This window comes from Flavobacterium seoulense (genome assembly GCF_000695795.1).
Classification (GTDB): domain Bacteria; phylum Bacteroidota; class Bacteroidia; order Flavobacteriales; family Flavobacteriaceae; genus Flavobacterium; species Flavobacterium seoulense.
Genome location: NZ_JNCA01000011.1, coordinates 120,982 through 142,930, shown reverse-complemented (window position 1 = coordinate 142,930; position 21,949 = coordinate 120,982). Strand labels below are relative to the sequence as shown.

Below are 21,949 nucleotides of genomic sequence, written 5' to 3'. Positions count from 1 at the left end.
AAAATAAATCAACAAACGATGAAAAGTACAATAGACAAAGCAACGGGATTTGAAAAACGATTTGAAAACATCAATACAGTAGTTTTCCAAAATTCAACTGAAGCCTCTAAAGCTGTAGCTCAGGAAATTGCAGCAGTTATCAAATCAAAACAAGAAAAAAACGAATCTTGCATTTTAGGATTGGCAACAGGTTCTTCGCCAAAAGGATTGTATGCTGAATTGGTTCGTCTTCACAAAGAAGAAGGATTGAGTTTTAAAAATGTCATTACCTTTAATTTAGATGAATACTACCCAATGCAACCCGATTCGATCAATAGCTATGTGCGATTTATGAAAGAATTGCTTTTGGACCAAGTAGATATTTTGCCCCAAAACTACCATATCCCTGACGGAACTTTATCTAAAGAAGAAATTGCTAATTATTGTGCCGATTACGAAGCTAAAATTGAAGCCTTAGGCGGAATCGATTTGCAAATTCTTGGAATTGGTGGAAACGGTCATATTGGATTTAACGAATCTGGTTCTTTGCAGAATTCAAAAACAAGATTAGTCGCTTTAGATCATATTACCAGAGTTGCCGCAAGTGGAGATTTCTCAGGATTGAGCAATACGCCAAGAACGGCTATCACCTTAGGAGTAAAAAAAATAATGGAAGCCAAACAAGTAATCTTGATGGCTTGGGGTGAAGGAAAATCAAATATTATTCAAAAATCGGTTGAAGGCGAAGTGACTAATTTAATTCCTGCTTCCTTTTTGCAAGAGCATAACAATGCTGTTTTTATTTTGGATAAAGAAGCTTCTTCAAAGTTGACTCGAATTAACCGACCTTGGTTAGTTGAAAAAATTGAATGGACGGATAACTTAATTAGAAAAGCAGTTTTAGGATTGGCATTGGATTTGAAAAAACCAATTCTAATGCTTACCGATGCGGATTATATTGAAAACGGAATGAGCGATTTATTAGCCGATTCTGGTCCTGCTTACGACATCAACATTAAAATTTTCAATAAATTACAAAATACCATCACAGGATGGCCAGGTGGAAAACCAAATGCGGATGACACAAATCGTCCAGAAAGAGCAGAACCGGCAAGAAAAAGAGTCTTACTTTTTAGTCCACATCCGGATGATGACATTATCAGTATGGGAGGAACTTTTATGCGTTTGCAGGAACAAGGTCATGAAGTGCATGTAGCTTACCAAACTTCAGGAAACATTGCTGTAGCTGATGATGAAGCCTTGCGATTTGCTAATTTTGTGATTGATTACAATGAAAAATTTGGAATAAAAAGCATCGAAGCCGAAGACATTTATAAAAAAGCAGTCGCCTTTTTGAAAAACAAAAAAGCAAGCGAAATTGATATTCCCGAAGTTCGTTACATTAAAGGATTGATTCGAAAAGGAGAAGCACGTGCTACTAGTCATTTTGTTGGATTGCCTGATGCTCAGATTCATTTTATGGAATTGCCATTCTATGAAACCGGAACTATTGAGAAAAAGCCTTTAGGAAAAGAAGATATCCAAATTACGATGGATTTAATCGAAAAAATTAAACCGCACCAAATCTATGCGGCAGGAGATTTAGCTGATCCACACGGAACGCACAAAGTATGTCTGGATGCTATTTTTGAAGCAGTGAAAAACCTGAAACCGAAAGATTTTATGAAAGATTGCTGGGTTTGGTTGTACAGAGGTGCCTGGCAAGAATGGGGAATTGATGAAATTGAAATGGCTGTACCAATGAGCCCAGATCAGGTTTTGACCAAAAGACACGGAATTTTTAAACACCAGTCTCAAAAAGACGGAGTTGTTTTTCAGGGTACTGATTCGAGAGAATTCTGGCAAAGAGCCGAAGACAGAAATTCCGAAACTGCTCAATTATACAATCAGCTTGGATTAGCGCATTATGCAGCTATGGAAGCTTTTGTAAGATGGGAATTTTAAATTGTTGTAATTGTTGTAATGAAAAATGAGGCTTTATGGCTTCATTTTTTATTATGAATATATCTCTGTAAAAGATTTCAACTCTCGAACTCTTTTCTCTAATTCAATAAATACTTTTTCTTACCTTTACACTGTTAAAATAAAACTATTAAAGTCTAGTGACCCTATTGGTGACCCTGTTCTTAAATTTTATATGCAAAACTCCACAATTACTGGGATTATCATAAAGGTTCCGGAGCCTCTTTCTCCGCTTAAACTGAAACCCTTAGTATTTTCTAAGGGTTTCAGTGTTTTTAGACAGCCAAAAAAACTCCGGAACCTAAATTAAAATAATTCCAAATCTCCTATAAAACTTGTAATTGGAAAATAATTTAACTTTATTTATCTAATTTTAAAGTGACCCAATTTTTTTAGTTTCCAATATACTTAAAGTTCAGATATACCTGATTGCTAATTAAATTAAACTAATTAGTTTAGAAGCTTTTTTTTCATAATTTTTTATTTAAATTAATCTTTGATCCAATATAAAGCAGAATTCCCTTTCTCTACAAAAAATCAAAATTAAGCTACACAACTAAACTAAACCCAATAAAATCAATCTCTTTTACTTATAGTTAACCAATTTCAAAAGTTTTATGATAAAATTTGAAATAGTATTTTCTACTTCAGGATTAACTTCGCTTTTTCAAAAACATTGAAAATAAACAAAAAAGACGCAGTTGTTTTTCAGGGAACTTATTACAGAGAATTCTGGTAACGAGCTGAAGACAGGAATAGTGAAACAGCACAATTATACAATCAACTAGGATTGGCACATTATGCTGCTATGGAAGCTTTTGTAAGATGGGAATTTTAGATCTTTTTTAAATTGTTATAATGGAAAAATGAGGTTTTACGGCCTCTTTTTTTATTAATGTATCTCTTGTCAAAGAAGAAAATTATATAAAAAAAATGCTTCAAGCTGTAAGTCACTATGAATCATCTTAACTAATTTTCAACCTGATTTTTAAACTTTGAAATTATGGAAGAATTTACAAGCGATATCATAAAGCATCTTCAAGGCTATTACCAAAACATAGTAGATCTTACACCAAAATTATTATTAGCTATTGCTATAATTCTAATCTCCTGGTTTATTGCAGCTCGGGTCAAAGGATTTACAGACAGAAGATTAAAAATCAGAATGCATGATCCTTTATTAGCAACTTTTATTGCAAATCTTCTTAAGGCTGTTTTTATTATAATCGGCTTTCTTTTTATGTTTCGAATTATCGGACTTACGGGTGTAGCACAAAGTATTCTTGCCGGTGCAGGAATTTCAGCATTTATTATTGGTTTTGCCTTAAGAGATATTGGTGAAAATTTTTTAGCTGGTATTTTACTGGCTTTTAAAAGACCATTTTCTGTTGGAGATATAATTGAAAGCAATGGCGTTAAGGGTAAAGTTGTAACGCTTAATTTACGCGATACTCAGATAAAAAGTGCCAGTAAAAATATTTACATACCAAATGCTCTTTTAATTAAAAACACACTAATTAACTTTAATAGTGATGGTTATTTACTACAGGATTTTACTATTGGTCTTGAATATGGTTCTGATTATAAAAAAGCATTGAATCTAATTACCGAAATATTAATAAAAGATACCGAAATAGTAGATAAAGAATATTCTAATTCTGCAGTAGTTTCGGGTGTTACAGGAAATACAATTCAAATCAATATTCGCTACTGGATAAAAACTGATTTATCTATAAGTGATGGAAAACATTTATCAGAAATGATTATTAAAGTCACAGAAGCTCTTAAACAAAATGGATTTAACATTAAGTAATATATTAAATTTAAACAACTAGTAATTATACAATTAAATATTTTAATTCTATAAAATGACTGTCTTTCTCTCTTTTAAATTTGAGTAATTAATCTGCTAAAATAATTGATTTATGGATTTTTACACTCTTATTCAAATCGGGATTTCATCTATTGTTGCAACTTCTGTTATGACAATTTTTAGTTATCTAGTTTCTGCAAGTTTTAGGGAATTATATAAAGAACCAGTCTTACTAAGTTACTGTATTAGTTCATTCAACATTTCATTATCCGATAAAGTAAAAAGAATACTTAGCTGGCTAATCCATTACGGTATCGGATTTATGTTTGTTCTGGGATATCATCTTATTTGGGAATATAGAATTATTGAGAAAAGCTGGCTGTCAGCATTAATTCTGGGAATAATAAGTGGAATTATTGGTATTGCGAGCTGGTTATCTATTTTCAAAATTAGTAAGTATGAACCTAATATCGATTTTAAAGGATATTATTTGCAATTATTCATTGCTCATGTATTATTTGCATTAGCGGCTCTGCCTGTTTATAATCTTTTCTAACTTTAAAAAGTGGTATTATGTCATTGTCTAAATACAACCAAAAACGCGATTTTGAGCAAACTCAGGAACCCAAAGGCAAAATAGGCAAATCAGAAAATGAATTAATATTTGTGGTTCAAAAACATGCCGCATCTCATTTGCATTATGATTTCCGATTAGAATTAAATGGTGTATTATTGAGTTGGGCTGTACCAAAAGGTCCTTCAATGAATCCGGAAATAAAGCGTTTAGCGATGATGGTCGAAGATCATCCTTACAGCTACAAGAATTTCGAAGGAAATATTCCCAAAGGAAACTATGGAGCAGGTAATGTGATTGTTTGGGATAACGGTACTTACACACACACTGATTCTGCTTCATCATCAGAAAAAACAATTAAAGAAGATTTAAAAAAAGGAAAATTAAATTTTATTTTAAAAGGCAAAAAACTCAAAGGAGAATTCTCTTTAGTAAAACTCAAAGGCAAACAGGAGAATGCCTGGCTGCTGATAAAAAAGAGCGATAAGTATGCTACTGAAGATGATATTTTACTAAAAGATAAATCAGTTATATCAAAATTAACCTTAGAAGATTTAGAAAAGAAAGTAGAAAATAATACCGCTACCAACAAAAAGGAAAAAAAGACACCTAATCCAGCTGATAATAAGCCGAAAAGTGTTGCTTTTTTAAAACCCATGCTGGCTAATAGTACAGAAGAACCTTTTGATAATCCGGATTGGCTATTCGAAAATAAATACGATGGTTATAGAACCGTTGCTGTTATAAACGATAATGAAGTCGAATTATGGAGCAGAAATCATCTTTCTTTTAATACAAGTTTTGAATCCCTTATTTCTGAATTAAAAAAAATAAAACATACTGTTGTGTTGGATGGTGAAGTTGTTGTAGAGGATTACTCCGGAAAAGCGAGTTTTCAATTACTTCAAAATTATATTAAAACAGGAAAAGGGAATTTGAAATATTATGTTTTTGATATTTTGAATCTGGATGGCAACAGTACTCTAAAATTAAGTTTATTAGAACGGAAAGAACTCCTAAAAATGCTAATTGAAAAACAAAAATTATCTAATATTTTTTATTCAGAGCACACTATTGGCGATGGAATTAAGCAATTTAATAACGCAATTAAAAATCAAAGTGAGGGGATCATTGCTAAAAAAGCAGCTAGTAATTATCTGGTGAATAAAAGAAGTAATGACTGGCTCAAGATTAAAATTGTACAACAGGAAGAAGCCATTATTATTGGTATTACAGAACCTAAAAATTCCAGAAAGAATTTTGGTGCTTTGCTTCTAGGACAATACAATGGTAAAAGAATACAGTTTATTGGCAAATGCGGCACTGGTTTTACTGATGAAATTCTCAAAGAATTATATGAAACTCTTACGCCTTACTTTACCGATGAAGCGACGGTCACAGAGAAATTAGCTTTGCGGGATAAAATTCAATGGATTGAGCCTAAATTAGTCTGTCAGGTAAAATTCACCGAATGGACAGACGATTTACACTTAAGACACCCTGTATATCTGGGATTGCGAATGGACAAAAACGCTTCAGAAGTGTCACTATTAGCAAAAAATAAAAAGCCAGCTCCCACTAATACAAAAGTTATGGATAAACCGGAAAAGACAAAAGAAACGAAAAGTGAAAAGGATTATGATCTGAAAATTGGCAAAACAATCCTGCATCTAACCAACCAAAACAAAATCTATTTTCCCGATGATGAAATCACCAAAGGCGAAATTGTGCAGTACTATAATGAAGTAGCTGATTTAATTTTACCTTACCTAAAAAACCGCCCCCAATCTATGAATCGTTTTCCAAACGGTATCAGCGAATCTGGATTTTATCAAAAAGATGTTGATGTAGAAAAAATTCCTTCCTGGCTGAAAACAGAAAAAATTTATTCTGAATCAAACGATAAACATCTGTATTACCTTATATGTAACAATAAACAAACATTATTGTATATGGCTAATTTAGGCTGTATTGAAATTAATCCCTGGAATTCTACTATAAAAAAGATTGAAAATCCAGACTGGTTAGTAATTGATATTGATCCGGATAAGCATGATTTTAAAGAAGTTGTAAAAACAGCGTTAACGGTAAAAAACGTCATGGATGAGCTGGAATCAGAATGCTATTGTAAAACATCCGGTGCATCAGGTTTACATGTGTACATTCCTTTAGGTGCTAAATACAATTATGATCAGGTTAAGATTTTAGCCGAATTATTAGCAATCGAAATTCATCAACAACTGCCTAAAACTACTTCTTTAGAAAGAAGTATCAAGAAAAGAAACCACAAAATTTATATTGACTATTTACAAAATAGAAGAGGACAAACCTTAGCCGCTCCCTATTCAGTTCGTCCAGTATCGGGTGCTACAATTTCAACACCACTCGAATGGAACGAAGTGAATCAAAAATTGCATCCATCACAATTTACCATTAAAAATGTTCTGAAACGATTTGAGAAGAAAGGAGATCTTTGGCAACCCGTACTAGGAAAAGGAATTAATATTAATACTATTTTGAAAAAAATCGAAAATAGAAAGGATTAAGATGTTTTTTTCTTTTCTAAACTCGCTTTAAGCATACTCATTAAATCATCACTTTGTTTGTGGACTACTTTTAGTTTTGGAGTGGTATTCTTTTTACCTTTTGCCTTATTTTTAATTATTTTTAAAAGTTTGGCTGTATACTCATCTTTGAAATTACTAATATCAAACTTCTCTGTAAGTTGATCAATTAGTTTTGTTGCCATATCCATTTCTTTGGTTTTGGCTTTAGAAACGGCTGGTAATTTCAAATCGGCTGTATCTCTAATTTCTTGTTCAAACCGGATTTTATTTAATAGAATAACATTTTTATAAGGTTTTAATATTGCTAAACTTTCTTTATTTCGCAAAACAAAACTTGTTACACCAACCTTACCAGATTTTTCTAATGCATCCCGAAGCAGTGCATAAGCATTCATTGCACCTTTATCTGGTTCCAGATAATACGGCTGTTCATAGTAAATACTATTAATTTCTTTTTCAAAAGCAAAACTCTGAATATCTATTGTTTTGGTTTTGACAGCATCGGCAGCTTCAAAATCTGCATCTTCTAAAATGATGTATTTCTCTTCAAGTTTGTAACCTTTTACAATATTGGCAAAAGAAACTTCTTTACCCGTATTTTCATTAACACGCTTGAATTTGATATTTGCATGATCTTTTTCATCTAACATATCCATATCCAATGTACTTTCCTGAATAGCAGAGAATATTTTAATTGGAATATTTATCAATCCAAAACTTATCGAACCTGTCCATATTGCTCTCATATAATTTCAATTTTAAATATCTATACTTTTTAACCCGTTTTTAATTCTTGTTAGCAAGACAACCACTATTATTAATTAAGTTTTACTAAAATGATTTCACAGATTTATATTGTAAGATTAAATTAGATTAACTGTAAATGAGGTCTTATTTGCATACTTACAATATCACAACGCTGTGGCTGAGATAAACAAAATAAAACACTCATGGCAATATCTTCGGCTTCAAGCATTTCCATTTTTTTAATCTTTTTTCGCTGTTCCGTTTTTGGATCTTGTTGCATATCGCTGGTTACTGAACCTGGTTCGATATGCGATACTTTGATTCCAAGTGGATTAATTTCTTTTCGTAACGAAGTGCTAAACCCTCTTATCGCTGCTTTGGTAGCAACATAAATAGTACTTTTTGCAGTTCTTGTTTCGGCACTCATAGAACCAATGTTTATAATATGACCAGACTTTTGAGCTTTCATTCTGGTAACAGCTTCATAAGAAAAAGTAAGATAGCCCATCACATTAGTATCAAGAATGTACTGCCAGTCTTTAAAATTACCATCAGTCACACCATCAGCACCTAATGCTGCATTATTGATCAAAATATCAATTCCGCCCAGACTCTCATCTATAATTTCCCATATTCTTTCGATATCTTCACTATTGGTTACATCTGTTGGAGCACCATACAATTCACAATTGGGAAAGTTTTTCTTTATATCATCAAAAGCTTTTTTGAAATCTTTTTTATCTCTTCCAAAAATAACTACACGGGCTTCCAGTGAAACAAGCAAATCGGCAATTGCTTTTCCAATCCCTGTTGTACCGCCAGTAATAACAATTCGCTTTCCTTTAATATTTTGTCCGAAATAATCATTTAGGTTTTTCATAGCTACTTATTTTATGTTAATTGAATTTAAATTTGTTTGGGCCGGACCGTTGATGACTGTTCCATCTGTAGCAAATCTTGAACCGTGGCAGGGACAATCAAAAGATTTTTCATCTGTATTCCATTGTACAATACATCCCAAATGCGGACAAACTGCTGAAAAAGCCTGAAGTTTATTATCGTAATCACGAAATACTGCCACTTTTTTTAATCCAAAAGAAAGAATATCGCCTTCTCCTACCGGTAAATCGGCAATATTTTTCAAATCAGATTTTGACAACCAGTCTAAATATTGTGAAGCCATATTGCTGGCTTCTTTAATAAAATCGCCAGTGGTTTTTAGCGTTATTCTCGAAGGACTGTATAAGTCTTCCCATTTATTTTTTTTACCCATTATATTGTCACAAATAATCATCGCACCTATAGTAGTATGCGTCATTCCGTTTCCGGAATCGCCAGTGATAATATAAATATTGTCATCTCCGGGATTTTTTCCCATAAACCCTAAAGAATCTACCGGCTCGATTACCTGTCCTGACCATCTGTATGAGATATCATCCAACATTGGAAAATAATTTCGTGTCCAAATTTCTAATCTTTCATATCTTTCGAAAGAAGAAATTCCTTCTTCATCTTCCTGACCTGTTTTATGGTCTTCACCTCCTGCAATCAACAAATCATATTGATCATCAAAATGTTCTAAACGAACATAATGATACGGCTGAGCCACCCATTTTGATTTTTGATCTCCGGTATCCCACCACAAACAATAAGGTAATTGTCCTCTGGGAATTTTGCCTGCAATAACATAACTTCGATATGAATGTTGTTTGGTATGCATTGTAATCCTATCATTTATTGGCGAATTAGTTGCCACCACAATATGATTTGCCGAAAAGGTATAGCCCTTTACTTTCGCTCCTTTTTTACTAATGGCTTCTGCATGTGCCTGAGTATAAATAATTCCTCCAAGTGCAATTACAGCTTCTGCGAGTCCTTTTAAATACTTTAAAATATGAAACTGAGCCTGATGCTGGAATCTCAAACTTTGAATGGATGTTCCCCCTTGAATTCCGGGAGTTTCATCCACCAAACTTGTGGTTAATCCCGCTCTTTGAGTCGCCTGATATTCTTTATCTAAATTTTCTTCGTTGTCTGTTTCGTGCAATAATAAATAACCATCTACTCTTTTAAAAGAGCAATCAATATTTAAACTGTTCACGATATTTTCGATTTCATCAATTGCAGCTGTATGACTTTGGGCTGCAAGAGCTGCTTCCTCAGCTCCAAAAGTTTTTTCAAGAAAATAATAACGGTCATCAAGAGCACAGGTTAAATGAGCTGTTGTTCTTCCAGTTTCTCCACTGCCTATATAACCGTCTTCTACCAAAACTATTTTTTTACCTGCTTTTAATAACTTATAAGCAGTTGTCAATCCGGCAATTCCACCACCTATAATGAGTACTTCTGTATTCACATCTTTGCTTGGTGTAAGTCCGGAAATAGTCTCTGCCGAATCAATCCAGAAAGAAACATTGGTACCTGATGTAATACTCCCATCATTCAACTTTTTATTCAAATTATCCATAAACTAATTTTTTTAAAGTAAAATAGCTTCTATTTATATAGCTTCTATTTATAGTTCTATCTCAAAACTAAGACTAGTAATCTTTTTATTTTTACAGCAGTAAGCTGATTATATTATATAATTACCAGCTAAGTTTTATAATAATTTGATAAAATCATATAAATACAAGCTACTTAATAGCAGTTAATTAGATTTTATTAATCTTAAAATTATTATTATGAAAGCAGCTGTGATACACGGACCTGGATCGATACAATATGATACTGTTGATGACCCAAAATTAAAAGAGAAAGATGATATTATTCTTAAAGTAACTTCTACCGCTATTTGCGGATCTGATCTCCATATTTATTCGGGCGGAATACCACAGGCCAGACCAATGGTTCTGGGACATGAATTTATGGGAATTGTTGAAGAAACCGGATCGGCAGTTACCCATCTTAAAAGAGGTGACCGTGTGGTTGTACCTTTTCCTATTGCCTGCGGAAATTGTTTTTTCTGCAATCATGACGTTCCGGGAAATTGCGAACATAGTAATCCTGAAAATTATGGTCCCGAAGGTGGAATACTAACTGAAAAAGGTGGTGCACTTTTTGGCTACACCGATTTATATGGCGGCTATGATGGAGGTCAGTCACAATATGTACGAGTACCGTATGCTAACCACGGTCCAAGAGTTGTTCCTGATAATCTTACAGATGAGCAAGTATTATTTTTAACGGATATTTTCCCAACAGGTTATACCGGTGTTGACTGGGGTGAAGTTAAAGGTGGTGAAACGGTGGCTATATTTGGTTCAGGACCTGTGGGGTTAATGGCAGCTAAGAGTGCCTGGCTTCGTGGGGCGAGTCAGGTAATTGTTGTAGATACTTTACAATACAGGCTGGATAAAGCCAAAGCTACTACGGGATGCACTACAATATTATGGGAAGATGGAGCTAAAGATGTAGTAGAGCACATTCGGTCTCTTACTCAGGGTCGTGGTGCAGATGTATGTATTGATGCCGTGGGTTTTGAACCAGACAGAAGTTTTACTGATCGTGTAAAAGCGACTATAAATTTCGAAAAAGGCTCTACTAAAGTGCTCGAAGCCTGTATGAGCGCCGTAAGACGAAGCGGAATCGTTTCTGTGCTGGGAGTTTATCCTGTCAATTATGATAATTTTCCTGTGGGACAGTTTTTCGATAAAGGAATTACTCTTAAAGGAGGTCAGGCTCCGGCCCATAAGCATATTGATAAGCTGTTGGCTGTGTAAAAGTAGTACTTGATCCCTGGCAATAGTTTTTATAAAGTGAAATCCTAAATGAAATAATCTATTTAGGATTTCATTTTTCCGATTTTAATTTCCAAATACTTTATTCGTATAACGAATCAGAAATTACTTTCCTTAAAAAACTACAATGGTAATTGTATAATCATCCTAAAAAATTCTGTAAAAAACCAATTTACTTATCATTTATATTTGGTTTTGTTCGAATCAAAAAATGATTTTTTAATCATTTAAAAATGTGACAAATACATCCATAAATTTTGCCGGCTTCAAAACATCTTTAACTAATAAAATTTTATTAAATGAAAAATTTACAGGACGAAAAACAACGTGATTTGTCAATCAACAAATCAGATGGAACTAACAAATTCCTGACAACTGATCAGGGTGTTCGTATTAACGATGATAACAATTCGCTCAAAGCGGGAGAAAGAGGTCCTTCCCTATTGGAAGATTTTATTTTAAGAGAAAAAATTACCCATTTTGATCACGAACGTATTCCGGAAAGAATTGTACACGCACGTGGTTCTGGCGCTCATGGTTTTTTTGAAGTTACTAACCCAATTCCTGAATTGACCAAAGCCGGATTTTTAAAGGAAGCCGGATTAAAAACACCGGTTTTTGCCCGATTTTCAACTGTAGCTGGTTCTCGTGGATCGACTGATTTAGCCAGAGATGCCCGCGGTTTTGCTGTTAAATTTTATACTCAGGAAGGAATTTATGATTTAGTGGCTAATAATATTCCTGTATTTTTTATTCAGGATGCAGCTAAATTTCCAGATCTTGTTCATGCTGTAAAACCGGAACCTCATAACGAAATACCTCAGGCAGCATCGGCTCATGATACCTTTTGGGATTTTATTTCGCTAATGCCTGAATCCATGCACATGATTATGTGGGTAATGTCAGATCGCGCTATTCCAAGAAGTTATCGAATGATGGAAGGTTTTGGAGTACATACTTTTAGACTGATTAATGAAGCTGGCGAATCTACTTTTGTAAAATTCCATTGGAAACCAAAATTAGGAACTCATGCTGTAGTTTGGGACGAAGCCCAAAAAATATCAGGAAAAAATCCGGATTTTCATCGTGAAGATTTATGGGAAGCTATCGAAATGGGAAATTTCCCGGAATGGGAATTAGGCATTCAGATTATTCCTGAAAAAGACGAACATAAATACGAATTTGATTTACTCGATCCAACAAAAATTGTTCCCGAAGAATTAGTTCCGGTAACCATTATTGGACGCATGGTTTTGAATAAAAATCCGGATAATTTCTTTGCCGAAACAGAACAAATTGCTTTTCATCCGGGACATATTGTTCCGGGAATTGATTTTAGTAATGATCCTTTGCTTCAAGGAAGATTATTCTCTTATACAGATACACAGCTTTCCCGATTAGGCAGTCCTAATTTTCACGAAATTCCTATTAACCGAAGTATTGCCCCTGTTCATAATCATCAGCGTGACGGACACATGCGTCAGGAAATTAATAAAGGACGTGTAAGTTATCACCCGAATTCGCTTGGCGGCGGCTGTCCGTATCAGGCTCAAATGAGTCAGGGTGGTTTTTCCAGTTTTAACGAACGTGTCGATGCACACAAAGTAAGAGAAAGAAGCGAAAGTTTTAGAGATCATTTCGGTCAGGCAAGACTGTTTTTCAACAGCCAGACCGATATCGAAAAAAGTCATATTGTTAAAGCACTTCGTTTTGAATTAGGAAAAGTAGAAACAACAGCAATCAGAGTTAGAATGTTAGGACTTTTGGCTCAGGTAGACGCACAATTAGCCGAAAAAGTAGCTCTGGGTTTGGGAGCAATCGTCCCTCCTATTCTTGAAAAACCAATTAATAGAGGCGTTTCACCAGAAAATGAAATTTCAGGAAAACATGAACCTCAAACGGTTGATTCTTCTGTTACTAATTCTGATGCGCTTTCGATGGTCAAAAATCCAACTAATTCGCCAACAATTGCTTCCAGAAAAGTAGCTATTATTTGTGCCGAAGGTGTTTCTGAAGCTGCCGTTATGAATATAAAAAATGCTCTTCTTCAGAAAGATGCAAAAGGTGTTGTCGTTGCGCCTCATTTAGGAGCAATTGCTACTGATAACGACAAATCAATTGCAGTCAATTTTAGTTTTCTTACTGCTTCATCGGTTCTTTTTGATGCTGTTTATATTCCGCACGGACATGATGTAGATGCATTAGCCAAAAATGATGATGCAATAGAATTTATTAACGATGCTTACAAACATTGTAAACTTATTGCTGCTGATGGCGATGCTATCGAATTAATAAACCTGATGCCATTTGCTTTTAAAATTAGTAATGACGATAAAGGTATTTTGTTAAGCAAAGAAGCGGCGTCTGAAACTTTTGCAAAAAACTTCACCACAGCCATGGGAGAACATCGTTTTTGGGAACGCGAAGCAAACTTATACAAATAACTTTCAAAAAATAAAGACATGAAAAATTCAGAAAAACCAACTGTAAATAAAGTTGCGACAAAAGAAACCAAAAACAATATTGTACCTCCATCAGCAGATGCTGCAGCTAACTTAAAAGAACTTTTTATTGATAACCTTAAAGATATTTACTGGGCAGAAAATACATTGGTAAACACATTACCTAAAATGGCTGCCAATGCTACTTCGACCAATCTTAGCAGTACCATTTTAGAACATCTTTCTCAAACTGAAAATCAGATAGCTCGATTAGAAAAAGTTTTTGAGCTTTTGGGCGAAAAACCGGAAGGAAAAAAATGTGAAGCTATGGCCGGTTTGCTAAAAGAAGGTGACAGCATTCTCGAAAGTACAGAACCCGGACCGGTAAGAGATGCCGGAATTATTGCTGCTTCACAAAAAATAGAGCATTATGAAATAGCAACTTATGGTACATTAGCCGCTTTTGCGAAAGCATTAGGCGAAAATGATGCTGCAAAATTACTAACACAAACGCTGGCTGAAGAAAAAGAAGCTGATTGCTTACTGAACGATGTGGCATTAAACCTCGTGAATACTACAGCCGCTGAATAATAACAGAAAAATATTTTGTATTTATTGTCCCGATGCAGGTTTCAACGGAGAACACGGGTAAATCAGGTTGTAGATGGAGTTGTAAGGGAGTATATACTTTCCACCCGTTCGTATATACAATAAACCAACGTCTTGCTTACTGCAAGATCAATTTCACTACAATAAACACTGCATCGGACAATTTTTTAAATTTACTGATGATAATTAAAAATATAATATTAGACTAATCAATAAATAGTAATTCATCATTTCATATTTTCAGTTGATGAATTATAACTTGTGGTATCGAAATATATTTGCTTTTAGAAACGAGGCTATTCATGAATGTTCCGGAATAAAAACCTAATATTTGTCTGACTCAATAAATCGAAGTAAATTAAGATAGTTTGCAGTTTAAAAAACAAAATTCGATATAAACAGAAAAACCAATTTTACAAATAAAATTGGCTTTTCTAAAGGAATCTCAATATTACTATATCTTACTGTACTGTATAACTACCATCCACAGCAGAACTATCACAAAAGTCTCAGAACTTGGTTTTAAATACCAACAGCATTTTACAAAACTATTTAATATGGCACCAATTCAATTTAAAAGTTTAAATAAAATGAATTAATTTTTGTTGTTTTATTCAAATTCATGCTTCGTTTATATCTCATAAATATTTAATTAATTTCTATATCAATAATTACCAACTAATACTTTTTAATACTTTACGCAGTTACAAGTAAAACTATAAAAAGCATAATATTAAATCTTATTTATCAAAAGTATAAAATCTAATATTTCCTGTGGATTGAGAACATAATCCGGGGTTATATTTTGGATTGCATTTTTAGGCATAAAAGGCATTTCGGCCGATATAGGATCTTGGACAATAACCAAACCACCAGCTTTTTGAATTGCTTTTAAACCTTCTGTTCCATCAGTATTAGAGCCTGATAATAAAATTCCAATGACAGTATTTCCATAAATTTCAGATACCGATTCAAATGAAACATCAATACTTGGCCGGCTAAAATTAACTTTTCCTGAAGTATCCAGAGCTATTGTACCATTTTTTTCAAATAACAAATGATAATTAGCCGGCGCAACATATAAATATCCAGGTTTGAAGGATATTTTATCTTCTATTATTTTAACCGGAATGTTTGCCTTAACTTTTATTAACTCTTCTAATGTTAAATCATCCGAAGCCCTGCGATGAAGTACAATAACAATGGCAAAAGAATCTGTCTTAGGAATTAAAGGTAATATATCCATTAAAACCTGTAAACTACCGGCTGAACCACCTATGATTATTATTTTACAATTAGAAATCATTGTACTTTTCGCCATATTTTTTCTTTCTGTACTTGTTTGTATCTATTTTGGGGTATGGAATATTTTATTGTTTCTTTTGTACCTAAGGCTAAAAAACCAAAAAAAGATAAACTTTCATCAAACAATTGGATGGCTTTTTTTTGTAAATCATTGTCAAAATATATTAGAACATTTCGACATAGAATCATATCAAATTCATTGAATGAAGTATCAGAAACTAAATTATGCTGTGAAAAAACCATTCTGCTAATTAATTCTTCGCTGAATTTTGCATTTCCATAATTAGCAATATAATAATTAGAAAAATCTTCTTCTCCACCGGAATCTCTGTAGTTTATAGAATATTCTTTCATCATTCGCAACGGAAAAATTCCTTTTTTGGCCGTTTCTAATACCTGAGAATTAATATCTGTAGCATACAATAATGATTTATGTAATAAACCTGCTTCTTTCAACAAAATGGCCATAGAATATACTTCTTCTCCTGTAGAACAGCCTGCATGCCATAAACGAATGAAAGGCTTGGTTGCTAATAAGGGTAAAATTTCATTTCGTACCACTTTATAAAAAGAAGGATCACGAAACATTTCGGTCACATTTACAGTAATTTCATCAATTACTTTTTTAAAATATTCAGGATTGTATTTTACTTTTGATAGAAACTCATAAAAATTAACCAAACCATCCAGCTGATATATTCTATTAACGCGTCTTTTTAATGAAGCTCTGGAATAATTTCCAAAATCAAAACCATAATATTCGTAAACATCATTAATAAAAACCTCTAATTCAATATCTTCAATCATAATTCAATTCAAATTTTAGATAATGCAATAAGCAATTTATCTACATCTATAGGTTTCGATATGTAATCATCGGCGCCAGCACTTAAACATTTTTCTCTATCTCCTGTCATAGCTTGCGCAGTAACCGCTATTATTAAAGTTGACTTACGTGATGGAATACTTTTAATCAAAGGAATAGCCTCATAACCATCCATTTCAGGCATCATCATATCAATTAATATTGCATCTATAATTTCATTTGTTTCCAATATTTTCAATGCTTCTTCAGCACTTAAACAAGAAAGACAATCATAAGATTTGAAACGCAAAGTATGTACTAATGCAAAAATATTTCTAGGATCATCATCAATAATTAGAATTTTCTTCTTATTCATAATTCAAATGCTATTTTTTAAACTTTATCATATAACCAAACTCGCAATAAAGACAATAATTGATCTATATCTACAGGTTTAGTAATATAATCTGAAGCTCCTGCTTTTATACATTTCTCCCTGTCTCCCATCATTGCCTTTGCAGTAACTGCTATTAAAGGTAATGTTATAAATTTAGGATTAGTTCTTATTTTCTCGGCAGTTTCATAGCCATCCATATTAGGCATCATCATATCTAAAAGAACAATATCAGTATCTGGATTTTCAGCTAACATTTTAATAGCTTCATTGCCATCAAATGCTGTAATCACATTCATTTTAAAAGCTTCCAATGATTTTGTTAACGAATAAATGTTACGTACATCATCATCAACAATTAATACTTTTTTGTTATGTAAAACATTATTAAGCAGGCTTAATTTTTTATAATTCTCTTTTTCAGTTTTTGTAGCTCTTTTTTCTTCCATCAAATGTAAAAAAAGCGAAACTTCGTCTAATACTCTTTGATAAGAATGAGCGGTTTTTACAATAATAGAATCGGCATATTTTTTAATTTTAACCTCTTCCTGAAGTGACAAACTTTTACCGGTAAATACAATTACAGGAATGTTTTCTAATCCCGGACTTTTTTTCACACCATCTAAAATTTCATAAGCTTGTTTGTCCGGAATTCCCATATCAAGAATTACACAATCTACACTTTCTTTATTTAATGCTACTAAACCTTCTGAAACTTCACTTTTAATTTCCGAATTAATATCATAGCTTTCCAAATAGAATGCTAATGCTTTGGCATGTTTTGGATTATCCTCAATGATTAAAACTTTTTGAGAATCTTTATTTATAATCTGTTCGATTCTAACAAAAACTTCTGGAATTTTATCAAAATCTAAAGGCTTATCCAGAAAATCTACAGCTCCTTTTAATAAACTTTCCTGTTTAAGTTTATGCGAAGACATAATATGAACCGGAATGTGCTTAGTTTGAATATTGTTTTTTAATTCTTCTAAAACTTCCCAACCACTTTTTACCGGAAGTTCAATATCTAAAAGTATACCCACTGGTTGATACAAAACAGCTAAATTAAATGCATAATCTCCGCGAACAGCAATTACTGCTTTATAACCGCTTTTTCGACTGAATGCCAACAATGATTTAGCAAAAATACTATCATCTTCAACAATCAAAATTACTTTATCTCCTGGTAAAATAGCGTCTCTATCATCTTCAATTTCATCTGGAATTGAGCTAGAAATATATTTCTTTTTTATTGCTTTTTTCACTTCAATCTCTGGAATAACTATCTCTGGAACAACTGATTCTTCAACACTTTCCTTCTTGATTTGTGAACCAAATTTTGGTAAGCAAAGTGTAAATGTACTTCCTACTCCTTCTACACTATTTAATATAATTTCCCCATGTAGTAATTTTGCTAATTCCCTACTGATAGATAAACCTAAACCTGTTCCGCCATATTTACGTTTTGTAGATCCATCGGCTTGTTGAAAAGCTTCAAAAATTAAGGGTTGTTTATCTAATGGTATTCCAATTCCTGTATCTTTTACAATAAAACAAATTATTTTATCATCATCTGTATTTACTTTTATTTCTAAAGTGACTTCGCCATTATCTGTAAATTTTATAGCATTAGAAATTAGATTTTTAAGAATTTGCTCTAATCTCATTTTATCGGCTCTAATAACCAATGGAGCTTCGTTAGCAATTATTTCAAACTTTACTTTTTTCTCTTTAGCAACCTGAGAAAACAAATTCGATAAACCATCTGTAATTTCCTTTGTTGAAACATCTAAATATTCCAATTCCATTTTTCCGGCTTCAATTTTAGATAAATCCAAAATTTCATCTATCAGACCTAACAAACTATTTCCGGAACTTTGAATTACCTGAGCAAATTCAATTTCCTCATCGTTCATACTTTTACTATTATTTTCGGCTAATAATCGGCTTAAAAGCAAAATAGAGTTTAAAGGTGTTCTCAATTCATGAGACATATTAGCCAAAAACTCTGATTTGTAACGGGTAGTCAGTTCTAAAGCTTCAGATTTTTTTTGAATTTCAACATTTTTTTCTTCTAATAAAGCACTACGTTCCGAAAGTTCTTCATTTGTTTGCACTAATTCTTCTTGTTGTACTCTTAATTCTTCTTCTGAAGCCTGAAGTTTTTCGGTTTGTGTTTCTAATTCGGCATTCATTCCTTCTAGTTCCGTATGCTGAATACGTAATTCTTCTGATTGCGCCTCAGTTTCTTCTAATAATTCAAGAATATGCTTGCGGTTTTGAGCTGATTTTATTGCAATACCAATGTTATTACGAACAATTTCAAAAAATTCCAGCTGAAGATCCGTAAATCCATAAATACTAGCCACTTCTATCGCTCCTTCGACTTTATTATCTAATAATGGGAAAGCCACAATATGGCTTGGTTTTAATTCTCCTAAAGCATAATTAATTTGAATGTAATCTGAGGAAATTTCTTTTAACTGAAGCGTTTTTTTTGATTTTATAGTTTGTCCTAATAAACCTTCTCCTTTTTTAATGATTTTTTTATCATCATTAGGAATGTAACTGTATCCAGCCGAATAGTGTAATTCGTTGTTTTCTAAAACATATAAAACACCTGCACTACTGTTTGTATAAGTACATAAATATTCGATAACGTCTTTAGTCAAATCGCTCATTGATTTGTCACCTAACATTACATCATTAAGCTTAGCAATACCAGTTTGTATCCATTCTTTTTCTGATAATAAATTGAATGACTTTTTTAGAGAAGAACTCATATTATTTAAAGATTCCCCTATACCACTTAATGTATCCGAATTAGTATCTTCTACTCTTATATCATAATTACCATTTGATATATTGGTAGCAATAATACTTATAGCTTCAATTCTTTCGGCAATCTCCTTATCTTTAAGTTGGAGTTTTTGTTGCAGTTGCGATCTAACATTGAAATCTTTTAAAATTCTAATTAAAAAAATAATCGAAATAATAAAAGCCACAATAAAAGCAGTGATGATTAAAATAGAACTGTAATCTCCATAAAGTTCTGCTTTTTCATTTCTCTCTTTTAAAAGAATTTGTTCATTGTTCTCTATGCGTCTAAAATTTCTACGCAACTCATCCATTCTTATTTTACCGCCGTTAAGATCAAAAGCAAACACTTGTTTACCCAATCGTTTATTATCTATTTGAGTTGCCAAATATTTAAAAAAATCGGCTCTGAGAATTTTTAAATCTTTTAATGCTTTTTGCTGAAGCGGATTATCAACAGTTAATTTTTCTATTTCATCAAAATAAGTATTAGATTCTAATTGCGCTTCATTAAGTCTATTTATAAAATCTTCTTTTCCAGTAATTAAATAACCACGCATGTTAGTTTGCGCATCGGTAATTAATGCACTTCCTTCGTTCAAATTATTAATAACTTTTTGAGTATGATTAACCCAGGAAACGCTATCTAATAATTTTTTTATACTAATGTAAGAAGCAGTAGAACTAATGGTTAAAACCAATAGTGAAACTATTGAACTGATTAATAAATTTCTTTTAAAATTAGTGTTTGGCATAAACGATATTGTGATAATTAATTATTGAATATTTATTGGTAAAATCATAATAAAACTTGCACCTTTACCTAACTGACTTTTTGCTGTAATCATTCCGTTGTGATTCTCAATTATTTTTTTCGAAATGGCTAAACCTATTCCTGTTCCTTCATAAACCTGACGGTCATTTAAACTTTGGAAAATCACAAAAATTCTATCCAGATACACTTCATCAAAACCAATTCCGTTGTCGGTAACTGTAATTCTACAAAATTGTCCATCGGGATCTGTCTCTGCATCAAAATCTTTTGTTTTTATAAATTGGGAACTAATGTGAATTTGAGGAGTTTCGACCTTTCCTGAAAATTTAAGTGAATTTCCTATCAGATTTTGAAAAACCTGTCTTAACTGACTGGATATACTATCCATTACAGGCAATTCATCTACTGTAACGATTGCATTTTTTTGCTCTATCAAATAGTCAAAATCTGAAATTACTTCCTGGATAACAATGTTTAAATCTGTTTTTTCGGGAATTACTTTAGATGATAATCTGGAATACTCTAATAAATCAGTAATTAAAGTTTGCATTCTTCCTGCACTTTTAATCGTGCGATTGATATAAAAGGTTGCTTTATCATCATCTACTAAATAAAGCTCTTTTATTATTCCCATAAAAACTTGAATTTTCCTGAGAGGTTCATTCAAATCATGCGATACAACCCACGAAAATTGTTGTAATTCATGATTACTGAACTCTAATGCTTCATTTTTTAAAACTAATTCTTTAGTTCTTTCAGCAATTTTAATTTCTAAATTTTCCTGCGCTTCTTTACGAATCTTAATTTCTTTAGAGAGCAATTCTTTCATTACTTTTAATTCATTTTGCTGCTCATAAATTTTTAAAAAGGTTTTTACTTTTAAAATCAGTAAATCAGTGTCAACAGGTTTAGTTATATAATCTACTGCACCGGTTTCATATCCTTTAAAAATATATTTTTTTTCGATATTTATAGCCGAGAGAAAAATGACGGGAATATCTTTGGTTTTTTTATTTCCTGATAAAATTTTAACAACCTCAAAGCCATCGAGACCTGGCATCTGGACATCCATTATAATAAGACAGTAATCTGTTTTTAAAATTTTTTTTAATGCCTCTTCTCCCGATTCTGCAGTATCTACATCAATATTATGGAACTCAAGCGTTTTTTTTAGCGCAATAATATTTGCTCTAATATCGTCTACAATTAATATCATTTGATGTTGGGTAATACGGACGAATTAATTGTTTTATTATGAAATTCATTCCGAAAATTATTCGTTAAAAACTATTCTTAAGTTAATGGGATTGTTATTTTCCAAAGCTATTAAAAAATATTAATTAATCCCCTTAATTGAATATCAAAAACTTACAAAATTCCCATTATACTTCCCAATACTT

At 32.5% G+C, this 21,949-nt stretch carries 15 protein-coding genes; 7 read left to right on the top strand and 8 right to left on the bottom strand.

Annotated features, from left to right (window positions below; all coding sequences use genetic code 11):
• Positions 1-3 precede the first annotated feature (3 nt).
• From nagB to ligD, 4 genes are all read left to right on the top strand, one after another.
• A complete protein-coding gene (gene nagB / locus FEM21_RS06255; protein WP_262486549.1) occupies positions 4-1,944 on the top strand; it encodes a glucosamine-6-phosphate deaminase in 1,941 nt (646 codons plus the stop codon).
• Between the two features lie 1,021 nt (positions 1,945-2,965).
• A complete protein-coding gene (locus tag FEM21_RS06245; RefSeq protein WP_035658928.1) occupies positions 2,966-3,775 on the top strand; it encodes a mechanosensitive ion channel family protein in 810 nt (269 codons plus the stop codon).
• A 112-nt stretch (positions 3,776-3,887) separates the two neighbouring features.
• Positions 3,888-4,331, top strand: coding sequence for a hypothetical protein (locus FEM21_RS06240; RefSeq protein ID WP_035658926.1), 444 nt, complete (start codon positions 3,888-3,890; stop codon positions 4,329-4,331).
• Positions 4,332-4,348: 17 nt separating this feature from the next.
• Entirely contained in the window at positions 4,349-6,895 is a 2,547-nt protein-coding gene (ligD, locus tag FEM21_RS06235; RefSeq protein ID WP_035658924.1) for a DNA ligase D, read from the top strand.
• Here ligD and ku read toward each other — a convergent pair.
• The 3 genes from ku to FEM21_RS06220 form a co-directional block, all read right to left on the bottom strand.
• Positions 6,892-7,662, bottom strand: a complete 771-nt coding sequence (gene ku, locus FEM21_RS06230; RefSeq protein WP_035658923.1) for a non-homologous end joining protein Ku — start codon at positions 7,660-7,662, stop codon at positions 6,892-6,894. The two genes, ligD and ku, sit on opposite strands and share 4 nt — an antisense overlap.
• 122 nt (positions 7,663-7,784) lie before the next feature.
• On the bottom strand, positions 7,785-8,543 hold the full coding sequence (locus tag FEM21_RS16485; RefSeq protein WP_035658922.1) for an SDR family oxidoreductase: 759 nt from the start codon (positions 8,541-8,543) through the stop codon (positions 7,785-7,787).
• A gap of 6 nt (positions 8,544-8,549) precedes the next feature.
• Positions 8,550-10,130, bottom strand: coding sequence for an FAD-dependent oxidoreductase (locus FEM21_RS06220; RefSeq protein WP_051627505.1), 1,581 nt, complete (start codon positions 10,128-10,130; stop codon positions 8,550-8,552).
• Between the two features lie 217 nt (positions 10,131-10,347).
• On the opposite strand from FEM21_RS06220, the gene FEM21_RS06215 reads away from it, so the two are divergent.
• The 3 genes from FEM21_RS06215 to FEM21_RS06205 all read left to right on the top strand — a co-directional run bounded on the left by FEM21_RS06215 (position 10,348) and on the right by FEM21_RS06205 (position 14,435).
• Positions 10,348-11,385 (top strand): alcohol dehydrogenase catalytic domain-containing protein, encoded by a 1,038-nt coding sequence (locus FEM21_RS06215; protein ID WP_236353544.1) that lies wholly within the window; start codon positions 10,348-10,350, stop codon positions 11,383-11,385.
• A 317-nt stretch (positions 11,386-11,702) separates the two neighbouring features.
• A complete protein-coding gene (locus FEM21_RS06210; protein WP_035658921.1) occupies positions 11,703-13,847 on the top strand; it encodes a catalase in 2,145 nt (714 codons plus the stop codon).
• Between the two features lie 18 nt (positions 13,848-13,865).
• Positions 13,866-14,435: a YciE/YciF ferroxidase family protein gene (locus tag FEM21_RS06205; protein WP_035658920.1), complete on the top strand. Its 570-nt coding sequence runs from the start codon at positions 13,866-13,868 to the stop codon at positions 14,433-14,435.
• A 751-nt stretch (positions 14,436-15,186) separates the two neighbouring features.
• Here the strand turns inward: FEM21_RS06205 and FEM21_RS06200 are convergent.
• The 5 genes from FEM21_RS06200 to FEM21_RS06180 are packed head-to-tail and all read right to left on the bottom strand — an operon-like array spanning position 15,187 to position 21,765.
• Complete coding sequence (locus FEM21_RS06200) at positions 15,187-15,774, bottom strand: chemotaxis protein CheB (protein ID WP_035658918.1); 588 nt, start codon at positions 15,772-15,774, stop codon at positions 15,187-15,189.
• On the bottom strand, positions 15,756-16,565 hold the full coding sequence (locus FEM21_RS06195) for a CheR family methyltransferase (protein ID WP_035658917.1): 810 nt from the start codon (positions 16,563-16,565) through the stop codon (positions 15,756-15,758). Before FEM21_RS06195 ends, FEM21_RS06200 begins: the two co-directional genes overlap by 19 nt.
• 8 nt (positions 16,566-16,573) lie before the next feature.
• Positions 16,574-16,939 (bottom strand): response regulator, encoded by a 366-nt coding sequence (locus tag FEM21_RS06190; RefSeq protein ID WP_035658915.1) that lies wholly within the window; start codon positions 16,937-16,939, stop codon positions 16,574-16,576.
• A gap of 17 nt (positions 16,940-16,956) precedes the next feature.
• Positions 16,957-20,529 (bottom strand): response regulator, encoded by a 3,573-nt coding sequence (locus FEM21_RS06185; protein ID WP_035658914.1) that lies wholly within the window; start codon positions 20,527-20,529, stop codon positions 16,957-16,959.
• 21 nt (positions 20,530-20,550) lie between these two features.
• Entirely contained in the window at positions 20,551-21,765 is a 1,215-nt protein-coding gene (locus FEM21_RS06180; RefSeq protein WP_035658912.1) for a hybrid sensor histidine kinase/response regulator, read from the bottom strand.
• Positions 21,766-21,949 lie beyond the last annotated feature (184 nt).

Coding starts and splice junctions, on each gene's coding strand:
- FEM21_RS06245 (WP_035658928.1), top strand. CDS start 2,966: ATGGAAGAATTTACAAGCGATATCATAAAGCATCTTCAAGGCTATTAC.
- FEM21_RS06240 (WP_035658926.1), top strand. CDS start 3,888: ATGGATTTTTACACTCTTATTCAAATCGGGATTTCATCTATTGTTGCA.
- ligD (WP_035658924.1), top strand. CDS start 4,349: ATGTCATTGTCTAAATACAACCAAAAACGCGATTTTGAGCAAACTCAG.
- ku (WP_035658923.1), bottom strand. CDS start 7,662: ATGAGAGCAATATGGACAGGTTCGATAAGTTTTGGATTGATAAATATT.
- FEM21_RS16485 (WP_035658922.1), bottom strand. CDS start 8,543: ATGAAAAACCTAAATGATTATTTCGGACAAAATATTAAAGGAAAGCGA.
- FEM21_RS06220 (WP_051627505.1), bottom strand. CDS start 10,130: ATGGATAATTTGAATAAAAAGTTGAATGATGGGAGTATTACATCAGGT.
- FEM21_RS06215 (WP_236353544.1), top strand. CDS start 10,348: ATGAAAGCAGCTGTGATACACGGACCTGGATCGATACAATATGATACT.
- FEM21_RS06210 (WP_035658921.1), top strand. CDS start 11,703: ATGAAAAATTTACAGGACGAAAAACAACGTGATTTGTCAATCAACAAA.
- FEM21_RS06205 (WP_035658920.1), top strand. CDS start 13,866: ATGAAAAATTCAGAAAAACCAACTGTAAATAAAGTTGCGACAAAAGAA.
- FEM21_RS06200 (WP_035658918.1), bottom strand. CDS start 15,774: ATGGCGAAAAGTACAATGATTTCTAATTGTAAAATAATAATCATAGGT.
- FEM21_RS06195 (WP_035658917.1), bottom strand. CDS start 16,565: ATGATTGAAGATATTGAATTAGAGGTTTTTATTAATGATGTTTACGAA.
- FEM21_RS06190 (WP_035658915.1), bottom strand. CDS start 16,939: ATGAATAAGAAGAAAATTCTAATTATTGATGATGATCCTAGAAATATT.
- FEM21_RS06185 (WP_035658914.1), bottom strand. CDS start 20,529: ATGCCAAACACTAATTTTAAAAGAAATTTATTAATCAGTTCAATAGTT.
- FEM21_RS06180 (WP_035658912.1), bottom strand. CDS start 21,765: ATGATATTAATTGTAGACGATATTAGAGCAAATATTATTGCGCTAAAA.